24 protein-coding genes and 1 pseudogene are annotated in these 24,144 nt (G+C 63.2%); 22 read left to right on the top strand and 3 right to left on the bottom strand.

The genetic code is table 11. The annotated features are described in order from the left end of the window. Positions 1-513: IS4 family transposase (locus tag PG899_RS05455; RefSeq protein WP_270697168.1), on the top strand; the 513-nt coding region annotated here is incomplete at its 5' end. Between the two features lie 12 nt (positions 514-525). Here PG899_RS05455 and PG899_RS05450 read toward each other — a convergent pair. Both PG899_RS05450 and PG899_RS05445 read right to left on the bottom strand, forming a co-directional pair. Then, positions 526-921: pseudogene (locus PG899_RS05450) on the bottom strand (isochorismatase family cysteine hydrolase); the annotation flags it as partial. A gap of 33 nt (positions 922-954) precedes the next feature. After that, positions 955-2,118 carry an FAD-dependent oxidoreductase gene (locus tag PG899_RS05445; RefSeq protein WP_190283901.1) on the bottom strand — a complete coding sequence of 388 codons (1,164 nt, stop codon included), beginning with the start codon at positions 2,116-2,118 and terminating at the stop codon, positions 955-957. 267 nt (positions 2,119-2,385) lie between these two features. Between PG899_RS05445 and miaB the strand changes: the two genes are divergently transcribed. The 5 genes from miaB to lnt all read left to right on the top strand — a co-directional run bounded on the left by miaB (position 2,386) and on the right by lnt (position 8,114). Beyond that, positions 2,386-3,819: a tRNA (N6-isopentenyl adenosine(37)-C2)-methylthiotransferase MiaB gene (miaB, locus tag PG899_RS05440; protein ID WP_190283900.1), complete on the top strand. Its 1,434-nt coding sequence runs from the start codon at positions 2,386-2,388 to the stop codon at positions 3,817-3,819. 55 nt (positions 3,820-3,874) lie between these two features. Next, positions 3,875-4,918, top strand: a complete 1,044-nt coding sequence (locus PG899_RS05435) for a PhoH family protein (RefSeq protein WP_190283899.1) — start codon at positions 3,875-3,877, stop codon at positions 4,916-4,918. Beyond that, the gene (gene ybeY / locus PG899_RS05430) at positions 4,915-5,379 is read left to right on the top strand and encodes an rRNA maturation RNase YbeY (RefSeq protein ID WP_190283898.1); all 465 of its coding nucleotides are present in this window, start codon (positions 4,915-4,917) and stop codon (positions 5,377-5,379) included. Before PG899_RS05435 ends, ybeY begins: the two co-directional genes overlap by 4 nt. Positions 5,380-5,474: 95 nt before the next feature. Beyond that, positions 5,475-6,359 (top strand): CNNM family magnesium/cobalt transport protein CorC, encoded by an 885-nt coding sequence (gene corC / locus PG899_RS05425; protein ID WP_011707019.1) that lies wholly within the window; start codon positions 5,475-5,477, stop codon positions 6,357-6,359. A gap of 210 nt (positions 6,360-6,569) precedes the next feature. Further along, positions 6,570-8,114 (top strand): apolipoprotein N-acyltransferase, encoded by a 1,545-nt coding sequence (gene lnt, locus PG899_RS05420; RefSeq protein ID WP_190283897.1) that lies wholly within the window; start codon positions 6,570-6,572, stop codon positions 8,112-8,114. A gap of 215 nt (positions 8,115-8,329) precedes the next feature. On the opposite strand, the gene PG899_RS05415 is transcribed toward lnt, so the two are convergent. Further along, entirely contained in the window at positions 8,330-8,818 is a 489-nt protein-coding gene (locus PG899_RS05415) for a zinc ribbon-containing protein (RefSeq protein WP_005298255.1), read from the bottom strand. 145 nt (positions 8,819-8,963) lie between these two features. Between PG899_RS05415 and leuS the strand changes: the two genes are divergently transcribed. From leuS to lipA, 16 genes are all read left to right on the top strand, one after another. Further along, a complete protein-coding gene (gene leuS, locus PG899_RS05410) occupies positions 8,964-11,543 on the top strand; it encodes a leucine--tRNA ligase (RefSeq protein WP_029299324.1) in 2,580 nt (859 codons plus the stop codon). Between the two features lie 117 nt (positions 11,544-11,660). Further along, complete coding sequence (locus PG899_RS05405) at positions 11,661-12,143, top strand: LPS-assembly lipoprotein LptE (RefSeq protein ID WP_016351676.1); 483 nt, start codon at positions 11,661-11,663, stop codon at positions 12,141-12,143. A gap of 13 nt (positions 12,144-12,156) precedes the next feature. Continuing rightward, positions 12,157-12,300 carry a hypothetical protein gene (locus PG899_RS05400; RefSeq protein ID WP_041216680.1) on the top strand — a complete coding sequence of 48 codons (144 nt, stop codon included), beginning with the start codon at positions 12,157-12,159 and terminating at the stop codon, positions 12,298-12,300. Then, positions 12,300-13,331 carry a DNA polymerase III subunit delta gene (gene holA / locus PG899_RS05395; RefSeq protein ID WP_011707024.1) on the top strand — a complete coding sequence of 344 codons (1,032 nt, stop codon included), beginning with the start codon at positions 12,300-12,302 and terminating at the stop codon, positions 13,329-13,331. The genes PG899_RS05400 and holA overlap by 1 nt, the downstream gene beginning before the upstream one ends. Positions 13,332-13,371: 40 nt before the next feature. Beyond that, positions 13,372-14,016 carry a nicotinate-nucleotide adenylyltransferase gene (gene nadD / locus PG899_RS05390; RefSeq protein WP_190283896.1) on the top strand — a complete coding sequence of 215 codons (645 nt, stop codon included), beginning with the start codon at positions 13,372-13,374 and terminating at the stop codon, positions 14,014-14,016. Positions 14,017-14,201: 185 nt separating this feature from the next. Next, on the top strand, positions 14,202-14,543 hold the full coding sequence (rsfS, locus tag PG899_RS05385; protein WP_011707026.1) for a ribosome silencing factor: 342 nt from the start codon (positions 14,202-14,204) through the stop codon (positions 14,541-14,543). A gap of 22 nt (positions 14,544-14,565) precedes the next feature. Beyond that, positions 14,566-15,033, top strand: a complete 468-nt coding sequence (gene rlmH, locus PG899_RS05380) for a 23S rRNA (pseudouridine(1915)-N(3))-methyltransferase RlmH (protein WP_005298242.1) — start codon at positions 14,566-14,568, stop codon at positions 15,031-15,033. Positions 15,034-15,189: 156 nt separating this feature from the next. After that, positions 15,190-17,106: a penicillin-binding protein 2 gene (gene mrdA / locus PG899_RS05375; RefSeq protein WP_016351679.1), complete on the top strand. Its 1,917-nt coding sequence runs from the start codon at positions 15,190-15,192 to the stop codon at positions 17,104-17,106. Beyond that, entirely contained in the window at positions 17,099-18,202 is a 1,104-nt protein-coding gene (gene rodA, locus PG899_RS05370) for a rod shape-determining protein RodA (protein WP_016351680.1), read from the top strand. Before mrdA ends, rodA begins: the two co-directional genes overlap by 8 nt. Next, positions 18,199-18,336: an FtsW/RodA/SpoVE family cell cycle protein gene (locus tag PG899_RS05365; protein WP_011707029.1), complete on the top strand. Its 138-nt coding sequence runs from the start codon at positions 18,199-18,201 to the stop codon at positions 18,334-18,336. The genes rodA and PG899_RS05365 overlap by 4 nt, the downstream gene beginning before the upstream one ends. Continuing rightward, complete coding sequence (mltB, locus tag PG899_RS05360) at positions 18,336-19,334, top strand: lytic murein transglycosylase B (protein ID WP_190283895.1); 999 nt, start codon at positions 18,336-18,338, stop codon at positions 19,332-19,334. The genes PG899_RS05365 and mltB overlap by 1 nt, the downstream gene beginning before the upstream one ends. Further along, positions 19,276-20,241 (top strand): septal ring lytic transglycosylase RlpA family protein, encoded by a 966-nt coding sequence (locus PG899_RS05355; RefSeq protein ID WP_190283894.1) that lies wholly within the window; start codon positions 19,276-19,278, stop codon positions 20,239-20,241. Before mltB ends, PG899_RS05355 begins: the two co-directional genes overlap by 59 nt. A 194-nt stretch (positions 20,242-20,435) precedes the next feature. After that, the gene (locus tag PG899_RS05350) at positions 20,436-21,626 is read left to right on the top strand and encodes a D-alanyl-D-alanine carboxypeptidase family protein (protein ID WP_011707032.1); all 1,191 of its coding nucleotides are present in this window, start codon (positions 20,436-20,438) and stop codon (positions 21,624-21,626) included. A 292-nt stretch (positions 21,627-21,918) separates the two neighbouring features. After that, a complete protein-coding gene (gene ybeD, locus PG899_RS05345) occupies positions 21,919-22,182 on the top strand; it encodes a DUF493 family protein YbeD (protein ID WP_005298227.1) in 264 nt (87 codons plus the stop codon). A 96-nt stretch (positions 22,183-22,278) separates the two neighbouring features. After that, entirely contained in the window at positions 22,279-22,983 is a 705-nt protein-coding gene (gene lipB, locus PG899_RS05340) for a lipoyl(octanoyl) transferase LipB (RefSeq protein WP_190283893.1), read from the top strand. A gap of 85 nt (positions 22,984-23,068) precedes the next feature. Beyond that, positions 23,069-24,034 (top strand): lipoyl synthase, encoded by a 966-nt coding sequence (gene lipA, locus PG899_RS05335; RefSeq protein WP_190283892.1) that lies wholly within the window; start codon positions 23,069-23,071, stop codon positions 24,032-24,034. Positions 24,035-24,144: the final 110 nt, after the last annotated feature.

Here is a 24,144-nt window from a genome sequence, read left to right as displayed (position 1 = left end):
GAGTCGCTAGCCCAAGCCTTGCGCGTCATCGACATATACACCCATCGCTGGCGGATTGAGGATTTCCATAAGGCATGGAAAACCGGAGCAGGAGCTGAAAGGCAACGCATGGAAGAGCCGGATAATCTGGAGCGCATGGTGTCGATCCTCTCATTTGTTGCCGTCAGGCTGTTACAGCTCAGAGAAAGCTTCACCCTGCCGCAAGCACTCAGGGCGCAAGGGCTACTAAAGGAAGCGGAGTTCGTAGAAAGCCAGTCCGCAGAAACGGTGCTGACCTCGGATGAATGTCAGTTACTGGGCTATCTGGACAAGGGAAAACGCAAGCGCAAAGAGAAAGCAGGTAGCTTGCAGTGGGCTTACATGGCGATAGCCAGACTGGGCGGTTTTATGGACAGCAAGCGAACCGGGATTGCCAGCTGGGGCGCCCTCTGGGAAGGCTGGGAAGCCCTGCAAAGTAAAATGGAGGGTTTTCTTGCCGCCAAGGATCTGATGGCGCAGGGGATCAAGATCTGATCAAGAGACAGCCCCGCACAGATAGAGGTGGTCGATGCGATTGGCCCGCAGCGCCGGCTCCAGCGCGGTGCCGTAGAAGGGGCTGACCCTGGGCTTGGTCAGCACCAGATCGCCGGGCTGCACGTCGAGGTCGACGTGAAAGTCGGTGCCGCTGTCGCCAAGCGACAGCGCCCCGAACTGGTGAGCCCGGCCAAACATGGGCGAGCCCTTGGGCTGCAGCAGATAGTGCGGGTCAAAACCCACCTTGATCAGCACCACCAGCCAGCCATGGGCACGGGCATGGGCCAGCGCCTGATTGGCGTGCACGATGGCGTCCTGTTCCAGCACATGGGCCGCCGAGGCGGCGATGCGCCCGTCCGGGTGGGCGATGTCGTTGATGAAATCGATCACCAGCAATGCCTTGTTCATGCAGCCTGCTCCCTCATGATGGCGCCGCGCGCCTTAAACCAGCCCCAACGCATAGCGTAGCGCCATCTCCTTGAGCGGGCCCGCCTTGTCCGCCAGATTGAGGGCCAGGTTGCGAGCCAGCTTGAGCGGGCCTATCTCGTTGCTGAACACCCCGTAGAAGAGATCCATCCCCGACTGCATCAACAGGTTGTCGGGGCGGCGGCGCCGCTCATAGCGCCCGGCCAGCGCCAGCTGATGCCAGTCGGCCCCGGCCCCTTGCAGCAGATCGCGCCAGCAGGCCACGTCCTTGAAGCCGAGGTTGACCCCCTGCCCCGCCAGCGGGTTGATGGTGTGGGCAGCATCGCCCAGCAGCACCACCCGACCGGCGTGGTAGTGGTTGGCATGGCGGCGCACCAGCGGGAAGCTCCCCTTGGCCGTCACGGCAAACCCGCCGAGCCGGCTCGGGAAGTGGCGGCGCACCTCGGCGGCCAGCCCCTCGTTGCTCATGGTGGCCAGCGCCCGGATGCGGGCCGGGCTGTCATACCAGACCAGGGAGCCGTGCCGGCCCGGCAGCGGCAGGAAGGCGCGCGGGCCGTGCGGGGTGAACTGCTGCCAGGTGATGTCTTCCTGTTCGAAGTCGGTGTCGATGTTGATCAGCATGCAGTGCTGGCGGTATTCAAAGCGCGACACCCCGATGCCGGCCAGCTTGCGGGTGTGGGATTCGGCGCCATCGCACGCCAGCACCCAGCGGGCGGCCAGTTCGCTGCCATCATCCAGGGTCAGCACCGCCTCGTCCGCGCCCTGGCGCAGGCTCGTCACCGCCGCCGGGGTGTGGGTCTGGATGTTGGGGAAATCTTCCATGCGTCTGAGCAACGCCAGCTGCACCAGCCGGTTCTCGATGATGTAGCCAAGCTGGGGCAGGCCGAGGTCGGCGGCGTTGAAGCGGGTGGCGAAGCCGTCCAGCTCCCAGGTCTCCAGCCGGCGATAGGGGCACAGCCGCATCTGCTGCAGATGCTGCCAGGCGCCGGCCTGCTCCAGCAGCGCCACCGAAGCCTGGCTGATGGCGGAGACCCGCAGATCCAGCGGCTGCTCGGGGGCGTATTGCTCCGGCAGCCGGGTCTCGATGACCCGCACCGACAGACCCTGCGCCGCCAGCAGACAGGCGGTGGCGGCGCCGACCATGCCGGCCCCGACGATGGCGATATCACACTGTTCCATAACTTGATTCCTGCAAGGGGTGAGCCCGGGCAAGGGGAAAGCGCAGCCGGACCGAATGATCACATGATACCGCAAGGGGCGCCGTGAAACAGTGAAGGGTGTGGAGAATTAGTGCGCCAAATCAAGGAGAAAGCCGATGGCGACAGGAAGCCCGCCGGCGGCGCTCCGGCCGTGGCCGGCTGGATATTCGCTAGGCAGTCTCCGGATTGCGGAGTAAAATGCCCGGTCCTTTGACCATGCCGCATTCAAAACAAGTCAAGAGAAGCAATGAGCAAAAAACTTCACATCAAAACCTGGGGTTGCCAGATGAACGAGTACGACTCGTCCAAGATGGCCGACCTGTTGGATGCCAGCAATGGCTACACGCTTACCGAAGAGCCCGAAGAGGCAGACGTTTTGCTGCTCAACACCTGCTCCATCCGCGAAAAAGCGCAGGAGAAGGTGTTTCACCAGCTGGGACGCTGGAAGAAGCTCAAGGCAAACAAACCCGGTCTGGTGATCGGCGTGGGCGGCTGCGTCGCCTCCCAGGAGGGGGACAACATCCGCACTCGCGCCCCCTATGTGGACATCGTCTTCGGCCCGCAGACCCTGCATCGCCTGCCCACCATGATCAAGCAGGTGCAGGAAGGGCGCGGTGCCCAGGTGGACGTTGCCTTCCCGGAAATCGAGAAGTTCGACAGCCTGCCCGAGCCGCGCGCCGAAGGGGCGACCGCCTTCGTGTCCATCATGGAAGGCTGTTCCAAATACTGCTCCTTCTGCGTGGTGCCCTACACCCGCGGCGAGGAGGTGAGCCGCCCGCTCGACGACGTGCTCTATGAAATCGCCCAGCTCGCCCAGCAGGGCGTGCGCGAAGTGAACCTGCTCGGCCAGAACGTCAACGCCTATCGGGGCCCGACCTTCGACGGCGGCATCTGCACCTTCGCCGAGCTGCTGCGGCTGGTGGCCGCCCTCGACGGCATCGATCGCATTCGCTATACCACCAGCCACCCCATCGAGTTCACCGACGACATCATCGAGGTCTACAAGGACACGCCGGAAGTGGTCAGCTTCCTGCACCTGCCAGTGCAGAGCGGCTCCGACCGCATCCTGACCATGATGAAGCGCCCGCACACCGTGCTGGAGTACAAGTCCAAGATCCGTCGCCTGCGCGCCGCCCGTCCCGACATCACCATCAGTTCCGACTTCATCGTCGGCTTTCCGAACGAGACGGACGAGGATTTCGAGGCCACCATGAAACTCATCGAAGAGATCAACTTCGACATGAGCTTCAGCTTCATCTACAGCCCGCGCCCCGGTACCCCGGCCGCCGATCTGCCTGATGACGTCGACATGGAGGTGAAGAAAGCCCGCCTGACTCGCCTGCAGCACGTCATCAACAACCAGTCGATGCAGATTGGCCGCGCCATGCTGGGCTCCACCCAGCGCATCCTGGTGGAAGGGCCCTCCAAGCTCGACCCCATGCAGCTGTGCGGCCGCACCGAGAACAACCGGGTGGTCAACTTCGAGGGCCCGCATACCCTGATCGGCGGCTTTGCCGACGTGGAGATCACCGAGGTGCGTCCCAACTCCCTGCGCGGCAAATTCCTGCGCGGCGAGAACGAGATGAACCTGCGCATCGCCACCGCTCCGAGCGAGATCCTGGCCCGCCGCCCGGACAACGTACCGGACCCGCTGGGCGTGGCCGCCTTCACTCCCCACTAATCTGTTCACCCCATCCGGCCCCGGCCGGGTGGGATCGCGTCAAGACGAGGACACTTTGAGCCGACACATCTCGACCCTGAATCTGCATCTGGAACCCGCCGACAACCAGCGTCTCGCCAGTCTGTGCGGTCCGTTCGATGACAACGTCAAACAGCTGGAGCGCCGCCTCGGCGTCGAGGTCAGCTACCGCGACAACCACTTCCAGCTGCTGGGCAAGCAGGCCCAGGTGGAGGCGGCCGCCGTCATCATCAAGCACCTCTATGTGGAAACCCAGCCGCTCAAGGGTGGCAAGGTGACCGACATCACCCCCGACATGGTCCATCTGGCCATTCAGGAGTCGCGGGTGCTGGAGCAGGATGACGAGCCGGCGCCGAGCATCCCCTATGGCAAGGAGGTGACGGTCAAGACCAAGCGTGGCCTCATCAAGCCGCGCAGCCCCAACCAGGCCCAGTACATCGCCAATATCGTGCGCCACGACATCTGCTTTGGCATCGGCCCCGCCGGGACCGGCAAGACCTATCTGGCGGTGGCGGCGGCGGTGGACGCGCTGGAGCGTCAGGAAATTCGTCGCATTCTGCTGACCCGTCCGGCGGTGGAAGCGGGCGAGAAGCTCGGCTTCCTGCCTGGCGATCTCTCCCAGAAGGTGGATCCCTACCTGCGCCCGCTCTACGACGCCCTGTTCGAGATGCTGGGCTTTGAGCGGGTGGAGAAGCTGATGGAGCGCAACATCATCGAGGTGGCGCCGCTCGCCTATATGCGCGGTCGTACCCTCAACGACGCCTTCATCATCCTGGACGAGGCCCAGAACACCACCACCGAGCAGATGAAGATGTTCCTGACCCGCATCGGCTTCAACTCCAAGGCGGTGGTGACCGGCGACATCACCCAGATAGACCTGCCCCGCAACCAGAAGTCGGGCCTGCGCCACGCGCTGGAAGTGCTGCAGGATGTCGACGGCCTGTCGTTCAACTTCTTCGAATCCAAGGACGTGGTGCGCCACCCGGTGGTGGCCCGCATCGTGCAGGCCTACGAGGCGTTCGATGCCAAACAGGCGGCCGACAAAGTCGCCCCCCACACCAGCAAAGAGAGTGCCCAATGAGCGTGACCCTGGATCTGCAACTGGCCAGTGCCAGCACCGACGGCCTGCCGAGCGAGGCCCAGCTGCAGGGCTGGCTCGACGGCACCATTCTTGGCTTCCAGCAAGAGGCCGAAGTGACGGTGCGCATCGTCGACGAGGCGGAGAGCAACGAGCTCAACCTCACCTATCGCGGCAAGGACAAGCCCACCAACGTGCTCTCCTTCCCGTTCGAAGCCCCACCCGGCCTGGAGCTGCCGCTGCTCGGCGATCTGGTGATCTGCCGCCAGGTGGTGGAGCGCGAAGCCGCCGAACAGGGCAAGCCGCTGATGGCCCACTGGGCCCACATGGTTGTGCACGGCAGTCTGCATCTGCTAGGTTATGACCATATCGAGGACGACGAGGCCGACGAGATGGAAGCGCTCGAGCGCGACATCATGCAGGAGCTCGGTTTCGCCGATCCTTATCTGAACGACGAAGAGTAAAGAACCGGATGGTCATCGTCTTGAAACAGCCGATGCCCATCCTCATATAGCCACAACGATTTCAAGTGTGTTCATACGAGTAACCAAGAGAGAAAATGACCGACGATCACCCTAGTACCGGCTCGCCGAAGAAAACCTGGCTCGACAAACTCAGCCAACTCTTCCAGGGCGAGCCAAAAGACCGCAACGATTTGGTGGAAGTGATAGCCGACGCCGAAGAGCGCGATCTCATCGATCAGGACACCAAGGACATGATCGAGGGCGTGCTCGAAATTGCCGAGCTGCGCGTGCGCGACATCATGATCCCCCGCTCCCAGATGGTGACCATCGAGAAATCCCAGCCAGTGGACGAGATCCTGCCGGTGATCATCGAGTCGGGTCACTCCCGCTTCCCGGTGATCAACGAAGACAAGGATCATGTGGAGGGCATCTTGCTCGCCAAGGATCTGCTGCCGTTCGGGTTTGGCGGCCACCACGCCAGCGAGCCGCTGCAGCTGGAGAAGATCCTGCGTCCCACGGTGATCGTCCCCGAGAGCAAGCGGGTCGACCGTCTGCTCAAAGAGTTTCGTGAAGAGCGCTACCACATGGCCATCGTGGTGGACGAGTTCGGCGGCGTCTCAGGTCTGGTGACCATCGAGGACATCCTCGAGCTCATCGTCGGCGAGATCGACGATGAATTCGACGACATCGAGGATGAGCCGGACGAGATCCGCCGCATCAGCAAGCGGGTGTTCGCCGTCAGCGCCCTCACCGAGATCGAAGATTTCAACGACTTCTTCGGCACCCAGTTCAGCGATGAAGAGGTGGATACGGTGGGCGGTCTGGTGATGCACGCCTTCAGCCACCTGCCCAAGAAGGGCGAGGAGATCGAGCTGGAAGGCTACCTGTTCAAGGTGATGCACGCCGACAAGCGCCGCCTGCAGCAGCTGCAGGTGAAGATCCCCGACAACCATGTCGCGGCCCAGTCCGAGGCCCAATAAGCCTTGACCCTTGCCAACAGCGCCCCGCCCGTCGGGGCGCTGTTCGTTTGAGCGCACACCACCTCTGCTTCCCACGAGTCACAGGGCCCGTCATCGCCCTTTTATTCCCTCGCTTCGGGCCGTCGGCCGGGAGGCTCGCCGTTGACCGCCTTTACGGGTTAAGATACCGGCCACTCAACCCATTGCAGTTCAATCCGAGCCTTATCGCCCGTGAAATTACAGCCCGTGAAATCAAAACTCCTGACCAGCCTGTTTGCCATGGCCAGTGGCGCCATCGCCGTGCTCGCCTTCTCGCCCTTCAACTACTGGCCGCTGGTGATCCCCTCCCTGCTCGGTCTCTACGCCCTGCTGGACAAGGCCAACCCCAAGCAGGCAGCCTCGCGCGGCTTTGGCTACGCCATGGGGCTGTTTTTGCCGGGGCTGTGGTGGATCCACGTCAGCATGACCATGTTCGGCGGCATTCCACTGCCGGTGGCCTTCGTGCTGCTGGCCGGGCTGTCGGCCTATCTGGCGCTCTACCCGACCCTGGCCTGCTGGGCCTTCGCCCGCTTCTTCAGCGGTCGCCACTGGAGTCGCTGGCTGCTCGCCTTCCCGGCGCTCTGGCTGATGGCCGACTGGCTGCGCGGCTGGGTGATGACCGGCTTCCCCTGGCTCTGGTTCGGCTACAGCCAGATTGACGGGCCGCTCAAGGGCTTTGCTCCCATCCTCGGCGTGCAGGGCATCACCCTGGCATTGCTGTTGACCGCCTCCGCCCTCTGGCTGCTCTGGCAGAGCCGCAAGCCGGCCTGGCTGCTGGTGCCGGTGGCCCTAGTGGGCGCCGCCCAGGGGCTGATGCAGCTGAACTGGGTGACCCGCGGTGAACCGGTCAAGGTGGCGCTGGTGCAGGGCAACATCGAGCAGTCCCTCAAGTGGGATCCGGAGGCGCTGGTGCCGACCGTGCGCAAGTATCAGGATCTCAGCCGCGAGAACCAGGACGCCGACATCATCGTCTGGCCGGAATCGGCGATCCCGGCCATCGAAAAGGAGATGGGCAACTATCTGGAGAGCCTGGACAAGGCGATGAAGGTGAACGATACCGGCCTGCTGGCGGGGATCATCCACTACGATCTCGAGCAGCAGCGCTTCTTCAATACCGTGCTCGGCATGGGGGTGCAGGATGCGGAAGGCAAGGAGTCTTACTACTACCAGCACAAGAACCGTTACTACAAATACCACCTGCTGCCCATCGGCGAGTTCGTGCCCCTTGAAGATCTGCTGCGTCCCATCGCTCCCTTCTTCAACCTGCCCATGTCCTCCTTCAGCCGTGGCGACGAGGTGCAACCGAACCTGATCGCCAAGGGGCTCAAGTTTGCCGCCGCCATCTGCTACGAAATCATCTTCCCGGACGAGGTGCGCCGCAACGTGCAGCCGGATACCGACTTCCTGCTGACCGTCTCCAACGACGCCTGGTTCGGCACCAGCATCGGTCCCTGGCAGCACATGGAGATCGCCCGCATGCGTGCCCTCGAGCTGGCCCGCCCGCTGCTGCGCGACACCAACACCGGCATCACCATCGTCACCGAGACTGACGGCAGCATCATCGCCCAGATCCCGCAGTTCGAGGCCGGTGTGCTGCGCACCGAGGTGCGTCCCGCCCACGGCGAAACTCCCTACCTGCGCTTTGGCAGCTGGCCCATGTATGGCATCGCCGCCCTGCTGCTGGCGCTGGGACTGGGGCTGCGCCCCCGCGCCCACCCCTGGGCGCGCAAGGGCTGACCCAGTCGTACAACCCGATAAATGAGAGAGGCGCCCAAGGGCGCCTCTCTTCTGTTCAGAATGATACCAGATCGGAACCTATTCAGGCTCTGTAACGAGAGGTCGTCAGCAAGGTGAAGAGCAGCGCAGGAACCGGAGCGTATAGATATACGTGAGGATTCCGAGCAGCACATGAGCCTTGATCACGGCCTCGCAGCAAGAGCGTGGGCAGGTTCTCAGGGGGAGAGCGGCTCACGGTGATACTCATCGGCCCCGCACTCGGGACAGGTGCCGAGCTGCTCAGGATGTAGCACGGTATGGCGCCACTCGCAGTGATCGCACACCAAGACCCCGAGCCCCACCCAGTCGCCGGCCCGATAGACGCCTTTGTGCTCCAGCTCGTCCGCCAGCTCCTGCCACTCCACCTGGGTGCGGTCGGTCACGTCCGCCAGCCAGGACCAGGCGGTGTCTTTGAGCGCCAGCATGAAGGCGGACTCCTCCACCTGCTCATCCTTGCGCCCCTCGTCATAGTTGCCCAGATCCCGCTTCACATACTCGGCGATCAGCGCCAGCTCATCCTGGGTCAGATCCCCGGCCGCCTCCAGATAGGCCTGCACCTTGGCGATCATCCGGTTGAGGCGCTCCCCCTGGAACTGTTCTGTCTCTTGCCACTGCTTTTGCAGCTCGGCAATGAAGGCTTCGTACCCTTTTTGACGTTTGTCCATGGCCGTTACTCCTCTACTGAACCCTGATCAGGCCCGGCTTAAGGCCCGAGGGACGCTGGCGGTTGTTGCCGCCGCAGGATATGGGTATTCTATTGCGATTTCCCAGCTGATTTATCTATCCATTTCACAGATCCGGATGTCACCAATGCAAGAGCAATACGTTCCCCAATCCATAGAACCAGCAGTGCAAAAGCACTGGGATGCCAAGAAAACCTTCAAGGCGGTGGAGAAAGTAGACAAGGAAAAGTTCTACTGCCTCTCCATGTTCCCCTATCCGTCTGGTCGTCTACACATGGGGCACGTTCGCAACTACACCATAGGTGATGTGATCTCCCGTTATCAACGCCTCAATGGCAAGAACGTGCTGCAACCCATCGGTTGGGACGCATTCGGCCTGCCGGCGGAAAACGCCGCCATCAAGAACAACACGGCACCGGCGCCCTGGACCTACGAAAACATCGAATACATGAAGAACCAGCTGAAGATGCTGGGTCTGGGTTATGACTGGGATCGCGAGCTGGCCACCTGCAAGCCGGACTACTACCGCTGGGAGCAGTGGTTCTTCACCAAGCTCTACGAGAAAGGTCTGGTCTACAAGAAGACCTCCTCCGTCAACTGGTGCCCGAACGACATGACCGTACTGGCCAACGAGCAGGTAGTGGACAACTGCTGCTGGCGCTGTGACACCCCGGTGGAGCAGAAAGAGATCCCCCAGTGGTTCATCAAGATCACCGACTACGCCGAAGAGCTGCTGAACGATATCGACAATCTGGAAGGCTGGCCTGAGATGGTCAAGACCATGCAGCGCAACTGGATTGGCCGCTCCGAAGGGGTCAACATCAGCTTCGCCATCGAGGGTCAGGCTGAGCATCTGGAGGTCTACACCACCCGTCCGGACACCTTCATGGGCGTGACCTATGTCGGTATCGCCGCCGGCCACCCGCTGGCGCTGCAGGCAGCCCAGACCAATCCGGAACTGGCCGCCTTTATCGAAGAGTGCAAGAACACCAAGGTGGCCGAAGCCGAGCTCGCCACCATGGAGAAGAAGGGCATGGCCACCGGCCTCTACGCCATTCACCCGCTGGATGGCCGCAAGGTGCCGGTCTGGGTCGCCAACTTCGTGCTGATGAACTACGGCACCGGCGCCGTGATGGCGGTACCGGGCCACGACCTGCGCGACCATGAGTTCGCCACCAAGTACGGTCTCGAGATCAAGCCGGTCATCAAGCCGGTCGATGGCGAGCTGCCGAACGTGATCGACGCCGCCTACACCGACAAGGGCGTGCTGTTCAACTCCGGCGAGTTCGACGGACTCGAGTTCCAGCCGGCATTCGATGCCATCGCCAGCAAGCTGGAGAGCCTTGGCTGCGGCAAGCGCACCGTCAACTTCCGTCTGCGCGACTGGGGTGTCTCCCGTCAGCGCTACTGGGGTGCCCCCATCCCGATGCTGACCCTGGCCGACGGCACCGTCGTGCCGACCCCTGAAGATCAACTGCCGGTACTGCTGCCGGAAGACGTGGTGATGGACGGTATCCAGAGCCCGATCAAGGCCGACGCCGAGTGGGCCAAGACCACCTACAACGGTCAGGAAGCGTTCCGCGAGACCGATACCTTCGACACCTTTATGGAGTCCTCCTGGTACTACGCCCGCTACTGCTCCCCGGACTACGACAAGGGCATGCTGGATCCGGCGGCGGCCAACCACTGGCTGCCGGTGGATCAGTACATCGGCGGTATCGAGCACGCCTGTATGCACCTGCTCTACGCCCGCTTCTTCCACAAGCTGCTGCGTGACGCAGGCCTGGTGAACAGCGACGAGCCGTTCAAGCGCCTGCTCTGCCAGGGCATGGTACTGGCCGACGCCTTCTACTACAAAGACGAGAAGGGCGGCAACGTCTGGGTCAGCCCGACCGACGTCAAGGTGGAACGTGACGAGAAGGGTCGCATCACCAAGGCCGTCGACAATGAAGGTCGTGAAGTGATCCACTCCGGCATGACCAAGATGTCCAAGTCCAAGAACAACGGCATCGACCCGCAGCTGATGGTGGAACGTTACGGCGCCGATACCGTGCGTCTGTTCATGATGTTCGCCTCGCCGGCCGAGATGACCCTGGAGTGGTCCGACTCCGGCGTCGAGGGTGCCCAGCGCTTCCTGCGCCGTCTGTGGCGCATCACCTTCGAGCACGTCAGTGCCGGCGTAGCTCCCGCACTGAATGTGGCGGCACTCAGCGGCGACCAGAAGGCCGTGCGCCGCGAACTGCACAAGACTATCGCCAAGGTGAGCGACGACGTGGGTCGCCGTCAGACCTTCAACACCGCCATCGCCGCCATCATGGAGCTGATGAACAACCTGGCCAAGCTGGGCAGCGACGAGCAGGATCGCGCCCTGATGCAGGAAGCGCTGGAAGCGGTCGTGGTCATGCTCTACCCCATCACCCCGCACATCGGCTTCGAGCTGTGGAAGATGCTGGGCAAGGGCGACGACGTGGATCACGCCACTTGGCCGGTGGCCGATGAAGCGGCCATGGTCGAGACCGAGAAGCTGGTGGTGGTGCAGATCAACGGCAAGATGCGCGGCAAGCTGACCGTGCCGGCCGAGATCAGCCAGGCCGACGTCGAGAAGCTGGCCATGGCCGATGCCTCGGTCCAGAAGTTCACCGACGGCCTGACCGTGCGCAAGGTGATCTACGTGCCGGGCAAACTGCTCAACATCGTGGCCAACTGATGCCATACCGCCTGGCCATGCAGACTGACCGTCTGGTTGCCAGGCGGTAACAGCAAACGGATGATAACGGCGGGCCCTGCGCCCGCCGCTCTTCACTTCATGCAAAGAGGATTTTCTATGGGCACCACCCTCACTCGCTGGCTGACCATACTGCTGACCGGCCTGCTACTGCAGGCCTGCGGTTTTCAGATGCGCGGCACCGCCATCCCGCCCGAGTTGATGACCATGAAGGTGGTCGGTGACAACAAGAGCGATTTCTATCGGCTGGTCACCACCCGCCTCAAGGCGGCCGGCGTGCAGCTCGCCGACAAGGAGGGCATCCCGGTGCTGACCCTGTCCGGCGTCGGCAGCACCAGCCAGGTCGCCTCCGTCGACTCCATCGGCCAGGCCCGTGAATACGTGCTGGGCTACAACACCCAGTTCACCGTCTCCATGCCGGGCAAACCGACCCAGGTCTTCCCCATCGCCTTCAACCGCAGTTTCCTGAACAAGCCGGACGCGGCGCTCGCCTCCTCCCGCGAGCAGGAGCAGCTTGGCAAGGAGATGCAGGAGCAGGCCGCCAACCTGGTGATCCGTCAGCTCAGCCAGGTCAAGTTCTGATGCGAGTATCTTGATGAGAGTCTATCCCGAGCAGTTTGCGGATCACCTCAAAGCAGGGCTCAAGCCCTGCTATCTCATTTTTGGGGACGCTCCCCTGTTCAAGAATGAGCAAGCCATCGACCGTGCATCCTTCCCCCTCAACCAGGCCAGGTTCTGATGCGGATTTACCCTGAACAACTCGCGGACCATCTCAAGGCAGGGCTCAAGCCCTGCTATCTCATTTTTGGAGACGAGCCCCTGCTCAAGCTGGAAGCCATCGACGCTGTGCGCCAGGTGGCGCGCAAACAGGGCTTCGATGAGCGCCACAGCTTCGTGGTGGAACAGGGACTGGACTGGAATCAGGTCTACGATGCCTGCCAGGCCATGAGCCTGTTCTCGGCCCGCCAGATCATCGAGCTGGAGCTGCCGGCCAAGGTCGACAAGGAGTTGGCCGCCCGCATCAGCGAGATCGGCAAGCAACTGCACCCCGATCTGCTGCTGGTCCTGAGCGGTAATCGCCTCAACCAGACCCAGATGAAGGCAGCCTGGTTCGACAAGCTGAGCCAGAGCGGCACCTATGTGCCGGTCAATCACCCCGAGCCTCGCTTCTTTCCGCGCTGGATGAGCGCCCGCTTCCAGCGCTTCGGCCTCAAGGCGCTGCCGGATGCGGTCAACTTCATGTGCCACTCCTACGAGGGCAACCTGCTGGCCGCCAGCCAGGAGATAGAGAAGCTGACCCTGCTCTCGCCGCCCCAGCCCATCAGCGTCGCCTATCTGCAGGAGACCATCATCCGCCACGCCCACTTCACCCCGTTCCAGCTCATCGACACCCTGCTGGAAGGAAAGGTGAACCGGGCCCAGCGCATCCTGCTGGCTCTGCGCGCCGAGGGCACCGAGCCCGGCATGCTGGCCTGGGCCCTGTGCCGCGAGCTGGAGCAGCTCACCGAGCTGGCGCTGGCGGCCAGGGCCGGTCAGCCGCTGGTGGAGCACTTCTCGCGCCTGCGTATCTGGCAGAGCCGCCAGCAGCTCATTCAACAGGCGTTGACCCGGCTGCCCTTCGCCAAGCTGCAGCAGTTGTGGCAACTGATGGCCCGGCTCGACGACGCCCAGCGTCGCTTCGATACCGAGCAGGCCTGGCTGATGCTGCAGACCCTCGCCCTCGGTTTTCGCGATGGCACCCCCTTGCCGCTGGCGGGATCTGACGCATGATCCAGCCCGTCGACATCCCCGCCATCGCCGGAGGGAGCCTATGTTGAAACCGCCTATCGGCATTCTGGGGGGAACCTTTGACCCCATCCACATCGGTCACCTGCGCCCGGCCATCGAGGCCCGCGACGCCCTGGGCCTGGCCGAAGTGCGCCTGCTGCCGAACCATATTCCGCCCCACCGTGCCAGCCCCTTCTGCTCCAGTGAGCAGCGTCTGGCCATGGTCGCCCTGGCGGCAGCGGAAAACCCGGGCTTCGTGGTGGATGAGCGGGAGCTCAAGCGGGACACCCCCTCCTGGACCATCGACACCCTTATCGAGCTGCGTCATGAACTGCCGGACACCCCGCTCTGCTTTTTGATGGGGATGGACTCCCTGCTCGGCCTGCCGAGCTGGCACCGCTGGCAGGAGCTGCTCGATTACGCCCACCTGGTGGTGAGTACCCGCCCCGGCTGGCAGCCGGACTACCCGGCCGCAGTGGCCGAGCTGCTGGCCCGCCACCAGAGCCGGCAGGTGGCGGATCTGCACCGACTGCGCCACGGCCGCATCTGGCTGGCGGACAATCTGCCGGTCGAGCTGTCGGCCACCCGTCTGCGGGCGCTGCTGGCGACAGGCGCGGATCCCCGCTATCTGCTGCCACCCTCGGTGGCGCAATACATCCGCCAGCAGGGACTGTACCGGCCGGCATGAACCCGATCGCGGCCGGCGGTTGTCCGGCACGGATCGCGCACTATAGTGATCAACAGGGGGCGAGTTTGCCAAGCGGGCACGGCCCCTGTTCCACTCCCCTTCGCCGCACTGGGAAACGGGAGTGACCATGATATAATCCGCCGCCCTCACGCCGTGAAAGCGCGCCGGAATACAGGAGAGACTCATTGCAAGGTCAAGAATTGCATGCCTTTATCGTCGACAAGATCGATGACATGAAAGGCCGCGACATCATCACCCTCGATGTACGCGGCAAATCCAGCATCACCGACACCATGATCGTCTGTTCCGGCAACTCCAGCCGTCACGTCAGTGCCATCGCCCACCATCTGGCCAGCGAAGCCCGTCATGCCGGGCTCGATCTGCTAAGCGTGGAAGGCCAGCTCACCGGCGAATGGGTACTGGTGGATCTGGGGTCGGTGATCGTGCACGTGATGCAGGATGAGCATCGCGACTTCTACCAGCTGGAAAAACTCTGGAGCGGCACCGCTCAAGTGAATGCGCAATAACCGAGTACAAGTGTAATAAACGATGAAGATCCAGTTGATTGCGGTGGGCACCAAGATGCCCGCCTGGGTAGAGCATGGCTTCGAAGAGTATCGTCGTCGTTTCCCCAAAGACATGCCGTTCGAGCTGGTCGAGATCGGCGCCGGCAAACGTGGCAAAAATGCCGACATCCCCCGCATTCTGCAAAAAGAGGGGGAAGCCATGCTGGCGGCGGCCGGTCGTTCGCGTATCGTGACCCTGGATATTCCCGGCAAACCCTGGACCACCGAGCAGCTCGCCGTGCAGCTGGAAGCCTGGAAGCTGGATGGCCGGGACGTGGCCCTGCTGGTGGGCGGCCCTGAAGGGCTGTCGCCCGAGTGCAAGGCTGCGGCCGAACAGAGCTGGTCGCTGTCGCCGCTGACCCTGCCCCACCCGCTGGTGCGGGTGCTGGTGGCCGAGAGCCTCTATCGCGCCTGGAGCATTACCACCAATCATCCGTATCACAGAGAGTGAACCATGCGCTATTCCAGCATCACCCTCGCATACCCGTATCACAGAGAGTGGGACATGCACGATTCCAGCATCCCCCTCTCAAACCAGAATCACAGAGCGTGAGCATGCACATCTGCACCCCGTTTCTCACCTGCTCGACAGTCATAAGGTAGCGGCATGCTGAAGAATCGCATCGAGATGCGCGACCACAGCGCCGAGGGTCGCCTCTTCTTCCGACGTACCCTGGTCGCCTACATCGGCATGATAGTGCTGATGCTGGTGTTGCTGGGCAACCTCTATTACCTGCAGGTAGAGTCTTATGACACCTACCAGACCCGCTCCAACGACAACCGCATCCGGGTGGTGCCGGTGGCGCCGCCGCGCGGCCTCATCTATGACGCCAACGGCGTGCTGCTGGCGGAGAACCGCCCGGTCTACAGCCTGGAGATAGTGCCGGAAGAGACCAAGGATCTGGAGAAAACCGCCGACGAGCTGATCGCCCTGCTGAAGCTGCCGGAGGGAACCAAGGAGAAGTTCCTGGCCGAGGTCAAGCGCCAGCGCCGCTTCAAGCCGGTGGCCCTGTTCGAGAAGCTGACCGAGTATCAGGTCGCCCTCTTCTCGGTTAACCAGCACAACTACCCCGGGGTCAGCATCGAGGCCTACCTCAAGCGCTACTATCCGTTTGGCGACACCCTCACCCATGCGCTGGGCTATGTGGCCAAGATCAACACCCGCGACGTGGAGCGCCTCGACAAGGAGGACAAGCTCGCCAACTATGCCGCCACCAAGGACATCGGCAAGCAGGGGGTGGAGAAGTACTACGAGGATCAGCTGCACGGCGTGGCGGGCTACCAGGAGGTCGAGGTCAACAACCGCGGCCGGGTGGTGCGTACCCTCAAGTTCCAGCCGCCCGAGCCCGGCAAGGACATCTACCTCAACATCGACATCCGCCTGCAGCTCAAGGCCCAAGAGTTGCTGGCCGGCCGCCGGGGCGCCATCGTGATGATGGATCCCAATACCGGCGCCATTCTGGCCATGGAGTCGAGCCCGAGCTATGACCCCAACCTGTTCGTGACCGGCATCTCCAGCGCCAACTACTCGGCGCTGCTCAACGATCCGGCAAGGCCACTGGTGAACCGCACCACCCAGGGCATCTATGCCCCCGCCTCCACCGTCAAGCCCATGATGGCGGTGATGGGGCTCAACGAGGGGGCCATCACCCCCAACTACCGCTACTTCGGCGGCCCCAGCTTCTCCATCCCCGGCACCACCAAGAAGTTCCGAGACTGGCGCCGCTGGGGTCACGGCTGGCTCGACGTCTACCGCGCCATCGAAGTGTCGGCGGATACCTACTTCTACGATCTCGCCTACCGGGTCGGCATCGACAAGATCAACAGCTACATGACCAAGTTCGGCTTCGGTCAGTACAGCGGCGTCGATCTGTACGAGGAGACCAAGGGGGTGATGCCGTCACGCGACTGGAAGATGGCCCGCTGGCGCCAGCCCTGGTATCAGGGTGACACCATCTCCATCGGCATCGGCCAGGGCTACTGGAGCGCCACCCCGATCCAGCTGGCCAAGGCCATCAGCATTCTGACCCAGAACGGCCACGACGTGACGCCGCACCTGCTCAAGAGCACCGCCTCCATCGATGGCGTGGTCAATGCCCCCATCAACCCGAACATGGCCATCCAGACCAAGAGCGACAGCTACTGGCAGGTGGCCAAGGACGGCATGTGGCGGGTCATCAACGGTCATGAGGGGACGGGTCGGCGCGCCTTTGCCAACACCCCCTACAAGGCGGCAGGCAAGTCTGGTACCGCCCAGGTGGTGGGGCTGAAGGAGAACCAGGTCTACAACGCGGCCACCACCAAGGTGGAGCACCGCGACAACGCCCTGTTCGTCTCGTTCGCCCCGTTCGAAGCACCCAAGGCGGTCGTCGCCCTGGTACTGGAAAACGCCGGTGGCGGCAGCAGCATGGCCGCTCCGGTGGCCCGCCAGATGCTGGATGCCTACCTGCTGCCGCCGGAGCCGCAACTGCCGCCGGCGCCGGCCAAGAAGCCCCAATCTGAAGAGGTCGCTCCTCATGAGTAATTCCGCTCGCCAGCAGAGCATCTGGTACAAGCTGCACATCGACTTGCCGCTGCTGCTCGGCCTGCTGACCCTGATGTCCCTCTCCATGGTGGTGCTCTACTCCGCCTCCGGCCAGGACGTCGACTCCATCGTGCGCCAGCTGGTGCGCGGCGGGCTGGCGTTCGCCCTGATGATCGGCATGGCCCAGCTGCCCCCCTCCCTCTATGCCCGCTGGTCGGTGCCGCTGTTCGTGGTGGTGGTGCTGCTGCTGGTCGCGGTGGACGTGTTCGGCCATATCGGCAAGGGGGCCCAGCGCTGGCTGGATCTCGGCTTCATGAAGTTTCAGCCTTCCGAGGTGATGAAGCTCTCCATGCCCATCATGGTGGCCGCCTGGCTCAGCCGCCACTCGCTGCCGCCCAAGTTCAGCCACCTGGTGCTGAGTCTCATCATGGTGCTGCTGCCCACCCTGCTGATCGCGGCCCAGCCCGATCTCGGCACCTCCATCCTGGTGGCCGCCTCCGGCTTCTTCGTCATCTTCCTGGCGGGGATCAGCTGGTGGCTGATCGGCCTCGCGGTGCTGCTCATCTGCGCCTTCATGCCGGTGCTCTGGTTCTTCCTGATGCACGACTACCAGCGCCAGCGGGTGCTGATGCTGCTGGACCCGGAGAAGGACCCGCTCGGTCGCGGCTATCACATCATCCAGTCCAAGATAGCCATCGGCTCCGGCGGCGTGTTCGGCAAGGGCTGGCTGCAGGGCACCCAGTCCCAGCTGGAGTTCCTGCCCGAGCGCCACACCGACTTCATCTTCGCGGTGTTCAGCGAGGAGTTCGGCCTGGTGGGCGTGGCCCTCCTGCTGGTGATCTACCTCTACATCATCAGCCGCTGCCTGTTTATCTCCATGCAGGCCCAGAACAGCTTCGAGCGCCTGCTGGGCGGTGCCCTGACCCTCACCTTCTTCGTCTACGTGTTCGTCAACATGGGCATGGTGAGCGGCATACTACCCGTGGTGGGGGTCCCCCTGCCGCTGGTGAGCTACGGCGGCACCTCCATGGTGACCCTGATGGCCGGCTTCGGCATCCTGATGTCCATTCAGACCCACAGAAGGCTGCTGGCATGATGAGGTGGATATATTCTGCCGGTGGTAGGGGCCCCCTGCCGCTGGTGAGCTATGGCGGCACCTCCATGGTGACCCTGATGGCCGGCTTCGGAATACTGATGTCCATCCAGACCCATAGAAGGCTGCTCGCCTGATGCGACTGGCCGGTTTGCTGCTCTCTCTCGTTGCCCTGACCGCAACGGCGGCCGTCGAGCCTCCGGGGCTCGCCCGGCTCGCCGAGCAGCAACAGGTGCCGCTGGCCGAGCTGCAGGCCGCCGCGGCCCAGGCCAGCTTGCGCCAGGAGGTACTCGACACCATCAGCCGCCCCTGGGAGGCCAAACCCTGGCACCGCTACCGACCGCTGTTCATCACCCCTGAGCGGATCCGGGATGGTGTCGACTTCTGGCAACGCCACGCCGCCACCCTGGCGCGGGCCGAACAGACCTACCAGGTGCCGGCCTCCCTCATCGTCGCCATCATCGGCATCGAGACCTTCTACGGCCGCCAGATGGGCCGCCATCCGGTGCTCGACAGCCTCTATACCCTGGGCTTCCACCACCCCGAACGGGCAGATTTCTTCGCCAAGGAGTTTGCCCAGCTGGTGCTGCTTGCCCGGGAAGAGAAGTGGCCACTCACCCGCCTGAAGGGCTCCTATGCCGGCGCCATGGGCATGGGCCAGTTCATGCCCTCCAGCTATCGCCACTACGCGGTCGACTTCGACGGCGACGGCAAGCGCGATCTGTTCGCCAATCCGGTGGATGCCATCGGCAGCGTTGCCCACTATTTTGCCGAGCACCAGTGGCGCTGGGGGGAGTCACCGGTCGAACCCGCCTTGATCGGGCTGGCGCCAGTGGGTACCCTGCTGGGGCCTGCCCCCGAGCTGACCCAGACCTGGGCCGAGCTGGCCACCGCAGGCATTGAACTCGCCACCCCGCTGGCACCCGACACGCCGGTGAAACTGCTGGCATTGGAACAGGCCGATGGACCGGAATACTGGGTCGCGCGCCACAATTTTTATGTGATCACCCGCTATAACCGCAGCCCGCTCTATGCGATGGCGGTGCATCAACTCAGTCAAGCAATCCAGGACGCGTATGCATTACAGCCACAAACTTCTCCCGCTCAGCCTGACCTTATTGCTGGCCGCCTGTAGCAGCCAGCCGGAGCAGCTTCCCCCGCCTCCCGAACCGATCCAGCCGGAAAAACCCCAGGTCATCGAGATCCCGCAGGCCACCGGCGCCATCCCGCGCCCCGAGCCCCTGAGCGCCAGCGGCAACCGGGATTACTGGATAGGCAAGCAGAAGAACGAGGTGTGGCGCGACATCAAGCACTACAGCGAAGAGGGCACTGCCAGCTGGCTGGCGCAGGATCTGGACGGCCAGAAGACCGCCAACGGCGACGTGCAGGACAGCAAGCTGTTCAGCGCCGCCCACCGCAACCTGCCGCTGCCAAGCTATGTGCGGGTCACCAACCTGGACAACGGGCTGGAGACCATAGTACGTGTCAACGATCGCGGCCCCTTCGGCAGCGACCGGCTGATCGATCTCTCCCATGCGGCCGCCAAGCAGCTGGAGATGGTGGAAGGGGGCGAGGCACGGGTGCGGGTCGAGCTCATCAACGACACCCCGGACCAGATGGTGATCATGGCCCCCATGAAGCCCATCGAGATGACGCCGACCACGCCGGCGGCCGCGGCCCCTGCAGCTCAGGACGGCTTCGTTGGCCAGCCCACCGAACTGGCCATGGCCACACCGGCTGCCGCCGAACCCGCCCCCGTCAAGGCTCCGGTCGCCAAACCAGCCAAACCGGCAGTGGCCAAGGCGGCAGCGCCCGCCAGCAGCGGCGAGGGCAAGATGATCCAGGTGCTGGCCAGCGGCTCGCAGGCACGGGCCGAGGCGATGGGCAAGGTGATGACCCAGCGCCATGGGGTGCCCTACCAGGTGGCGGCCCACGGTGCCATCTTCCGGGTCCTGCTGGGACCGGTCCCCGCCGCTCAGCAGACCGCCCTGCTCGAACAGATCCGTCAGGGAGGGCTGGAGCAAGCCTTCATCGTCCCCTGATAGGGAGTGGCTCACCCAGCATGAACCACCGCCAACCGCCCGCCATCACGTCGTTTCCCGGCGTGATGGCGGCAACGGATGGATAAAAAACCAGGCCAGATGGCACGTCGGGCTTTGACCGACGGTCGCTTCTGGTATAGTGAAGCCCGCATTTTTAACTTGGGTTACCCCAACCAGGCTCCAGGAATTTCAAGATGTCCAAATTTGCCCGTTCAGTTATTCTGGCCTCCCTGATAAGCGCCACCGCTCAGGCCAACACGCCTGTACCGACCCCGAACGCCAACCCCGTGGTCGTTCCCGCCGCGCCGGAGATCTCCGCCAAGGCCCATATTCTGATCGACTACTACTCGGGTCAGGTGCTGGCCGAGCAGAACGCCGAAGAGCGTCTGCCGCCCGCCAGTCTGACCAAGATGATGACCTCCTACATCATCGGCCAGGAGCTGCTGAAGGGGAACATCAAGCGCACCGACATGGTGACCATCAGCCAGAACGCCTGGTCCAAGAACTACTCCGACTCCTCCAAGATGTTCATCGAGGTGGGCAAGCAGGTCTCGGTCGATGATCTCAACAAGGGCATCATCATCCAGTCCGGCAACGACGCCTGCGTCGCCATGGCCGAATTCCTGGCCGGCAGCACCGACTCCTTCGCCAGCCTGATGAACAGCTGGGCCGCCAAGCTCGGCATGAACGACAGCCACTTCATGAACCCGCACGGACTGGATGCGGAAGGTCACTACAGTACCGCCCACGACATGGCGCGCCTGGGCCAGGCCCTGATCCGCGACCTGCCGGACGAGTACAAGATCTACGCCCAGAAGTCCTTCGTGTTCAACGGCATCACCCAGCACAACCGCAACCGTCTGCTGTGGGATCAATCCCTGCAAGTTGACGGCATCAAGACCGGCCACGTCAGCCAGGTCGGCTACAACCTGGTCTCCTCCGCCACCAACAACGAAGGCATGCGCCTGATCGCCGTGGTGCTGGGTGCCAGCAGCGAAGCTTCCCGCGCCGCCGAGAGCAAGAAGCTGCTCACCTACGGCTTCCGTTTCTTCCAGAGCCTGACCCCCTACAAGGCCGGCACCGAGCTGGTGACCCAGAAGATCTGGATGGGTGACAAGTCTGAAGTGAAACTGGGCGTCGACAAGGACGTCTCCGTGCTGGTCACCCGTGGCCAGGGCAACAACCTCAAGGCCGACTTCCAGCTTGAAAGCGAGCTGAAGGCACCGCTGGCCAAGGGCCAACGGGTCGGTACCGTGTTCCTCAAGCAAGGCGACAAGGAGATCAAGCAGGTTCCGCTGGTCGCCCTGGAAGAGGTGCAAGAGGGTGGCCTGATGAGCCGTCTGTGGGATTACCTGGTGATGCTGGTCTCCAGCTGGTTCAAGTAACCTGCGCACAAACCTGACCAAACAGCGGCGCCAACAGGCGCCGCTGCTGTCTTTTGCGGTCGGGCCAGTCAATAACCCTGCAATCTGCAGGTTCCGCCGACTGACGATTTGTGGTAAAAAGCAGCACCTCCATGCCTCGTCTGCCAGACCGGACCTTGATCCCGGCCTGGGCAATGCCCATATACACTTGAGCAGTGCCCGCCACAGACGGGTAGATGGCGGCCCTGATGGGCCATCGGCCACTAGCCACAAGCGATGAAGTCGTCCCGTGACGACACCAAAAGGTGAGTAAATGAATACCAAGTTTGATGAACTGCTGGAGTTCCCCTGCAAGTTCCCGTTCAAGGTGCTCGGCGTTGCCGACCCGGCGCTGCCGGACATGGTGGTGGAAGTGCTGCAGCAGCACGCCCCCGGTACCTACAGCCCGACCGTGCAGCCCAGCTCCAAGGGCAACTACCACTCGGTCCGGGTCACTGTGACCGCCCAGAGCAAGGAACATATCGAAGCCATGTATACTGCACTCGGTAACATAGAGCTGGTTCGCTACGTCCTGTAAGTCGCCTCTCTCGCCCCGCCACCGGGGCGACTGATTATTTGCCAGCCGGCTGTCGTGGCCGCGCTGGCCGACCCAAGCGCCTGTCAGTGAGGAAAGATGTCACTCCAAACCTCCGCCGAATCACCATCGTCAGCCCCCCGGCTGCTGGTCAGACAGCTGGGCCGCCGTCCCTACCAGCCGGTATGGGATGCCATGAAGGCCTTCACCGACAGCCGTACCCCCGACACCCCGGACGAGTTCTGGGTGGTGGAGCACGATCCCGTCTACACCCAGGGTCAGGCCGGCAAGGCAGAACATCTGCTCGCCCCCGGCGACATTCCGGTGGTGCAGAGCGATCGCGGTGGCCAGGTGACCTATCACGGCCCCGGCCAGCTGGTGCTCTACGTGCTAGTGGATGTGCGCCGCAGCAAGCTGACGGTGCGCGAGCTGGTGACCTGCCTCGAGACCGCCATCATCAACACCCTGGCCAAGAGCGGGATTGAGGCTTATGCCAAACCCGATGCCCCCGGCGTCTACGTGAAGAACCAGCTCGGCGCCGCGCTGCAGACAGAAGCCAAACTGGCCTCGCTCGGCCTGCGCATCCGCAAGGGCTGCTCGTTCCACGGCCTGGCCCTCAACGTCAACATGGACATGACCCCCTTCCTGCGCATCAATCCGTGCGGCTATGCGGGCATGGCCATGACCCAGACCAGCGCCCTGGGCGGCCCGCAGAGCGTGGCCGAGGCGCAAGCGATTCTGGTGGCCGAACTGGCCAGCCTGATCGGCTATGAGACAATCACGAATACCGAAGAGGCGGCATGAGCGAGCCCATGCTGCGTGGCCATGAGGGCACCGAGATGACCCTGGTGGCTATCAACCAGACAATAACAAACACCGAGAGTGAATCATGAGCAAACCCGTTCGTATGGAGCCGGGCGTCAAGCTGCGCGATGGCGACAAGATGGCCCTGATCCCGGTGAAATTCATGCCGGATCCCAACGAGGAAGTGCTGCGCAAGCCGGACTGGATGCGGATCAAGCTGCCGCCGTCGAGCCAGAAGATCAAGCACATCAAGAGCACCCTGCGCAAGAACAAGCTGCACTCAGTGTGTGAGGAAGCCTCCTGCCCCAACCTGGCGGAGTGCTTCAACCACGGCACCGCCACCTTCATGATCATGGGCGCCATCTGCACCCGTCGCTGCCCCTTCTGCGACGTGGCCCACGGCCGCCCACTGGCGCTCGATCCGGACGAGCCGAAGAAGCTGGCGCTGACCATCAAGGAGATGGGGCTGAAATACGTGGTGATCACCTCGGTGGACCGCGACGATCTGCGCGACGGCGGTGCCCAGCACTTCGCCGACTGCATCAAGCAGATCCGCGAGCACAGCCCGCAGACCCGCATCGAGATCCTGACCCCGGACTTCCGCGGCCGGATGGAGCAGGCACTGGAAGTGTTCCGCGAGACCCCGCCTGACGTGTTCAACCACAACCTGGAAACCGCCCCGCGCATGTACCGGGTCGCCCGTCCGGGTGCTGACTACAAGTGGTCGCTGGAGCTCTTGCGCCGCATCAAGGAGATGCACCCCCATGTGCCGACCAAGTCCGGCGTCATGATGGGTCTGGGCGAAACCAACGAAGAGATCGTGCAGGTACTCAAGGACTTGCGCGAACACGGCGTCAACATGCTGACCCTGGGCCAGTATCTGCAGCCAAGCCGCCACCACCTGCCGGTGAAGCGCTACGTGCCGCCCGCAGAGTTCGACGAGCTCAAAGACGTGGCCATGGAGCTGGGCTTCTCCCACGCCGCCTGCGGCCCCTTCGTCCGCTCCTCCTACCATGCGGACCTGCAAGCCAAGGGCGAAGAGGTGAAATAACCTCGCTCCCCCTGGTCAAAAAAGAGCGCCCTTGGGCGCTCTTTTTTATGGGCCGGCCGCAGGCGGACGCCGCTCCGGTTGCCGACCACGGCCAGCGCCGTTTGCACTCA

The organism is Aeromonas sp. QDB39 (genome assembly GCF_027707585.1).
Taxonomy (GTDB): domain Bacteria; phylum Pseudomonadota; class Gammaproteobacteria; order Enterobacterales; family Aeromonadaceae; genus Aeromonas; species Aeromonas hydrophila.
This window is presented reverse-complemented; position numbering and strand designations above follow the sequence as displayed.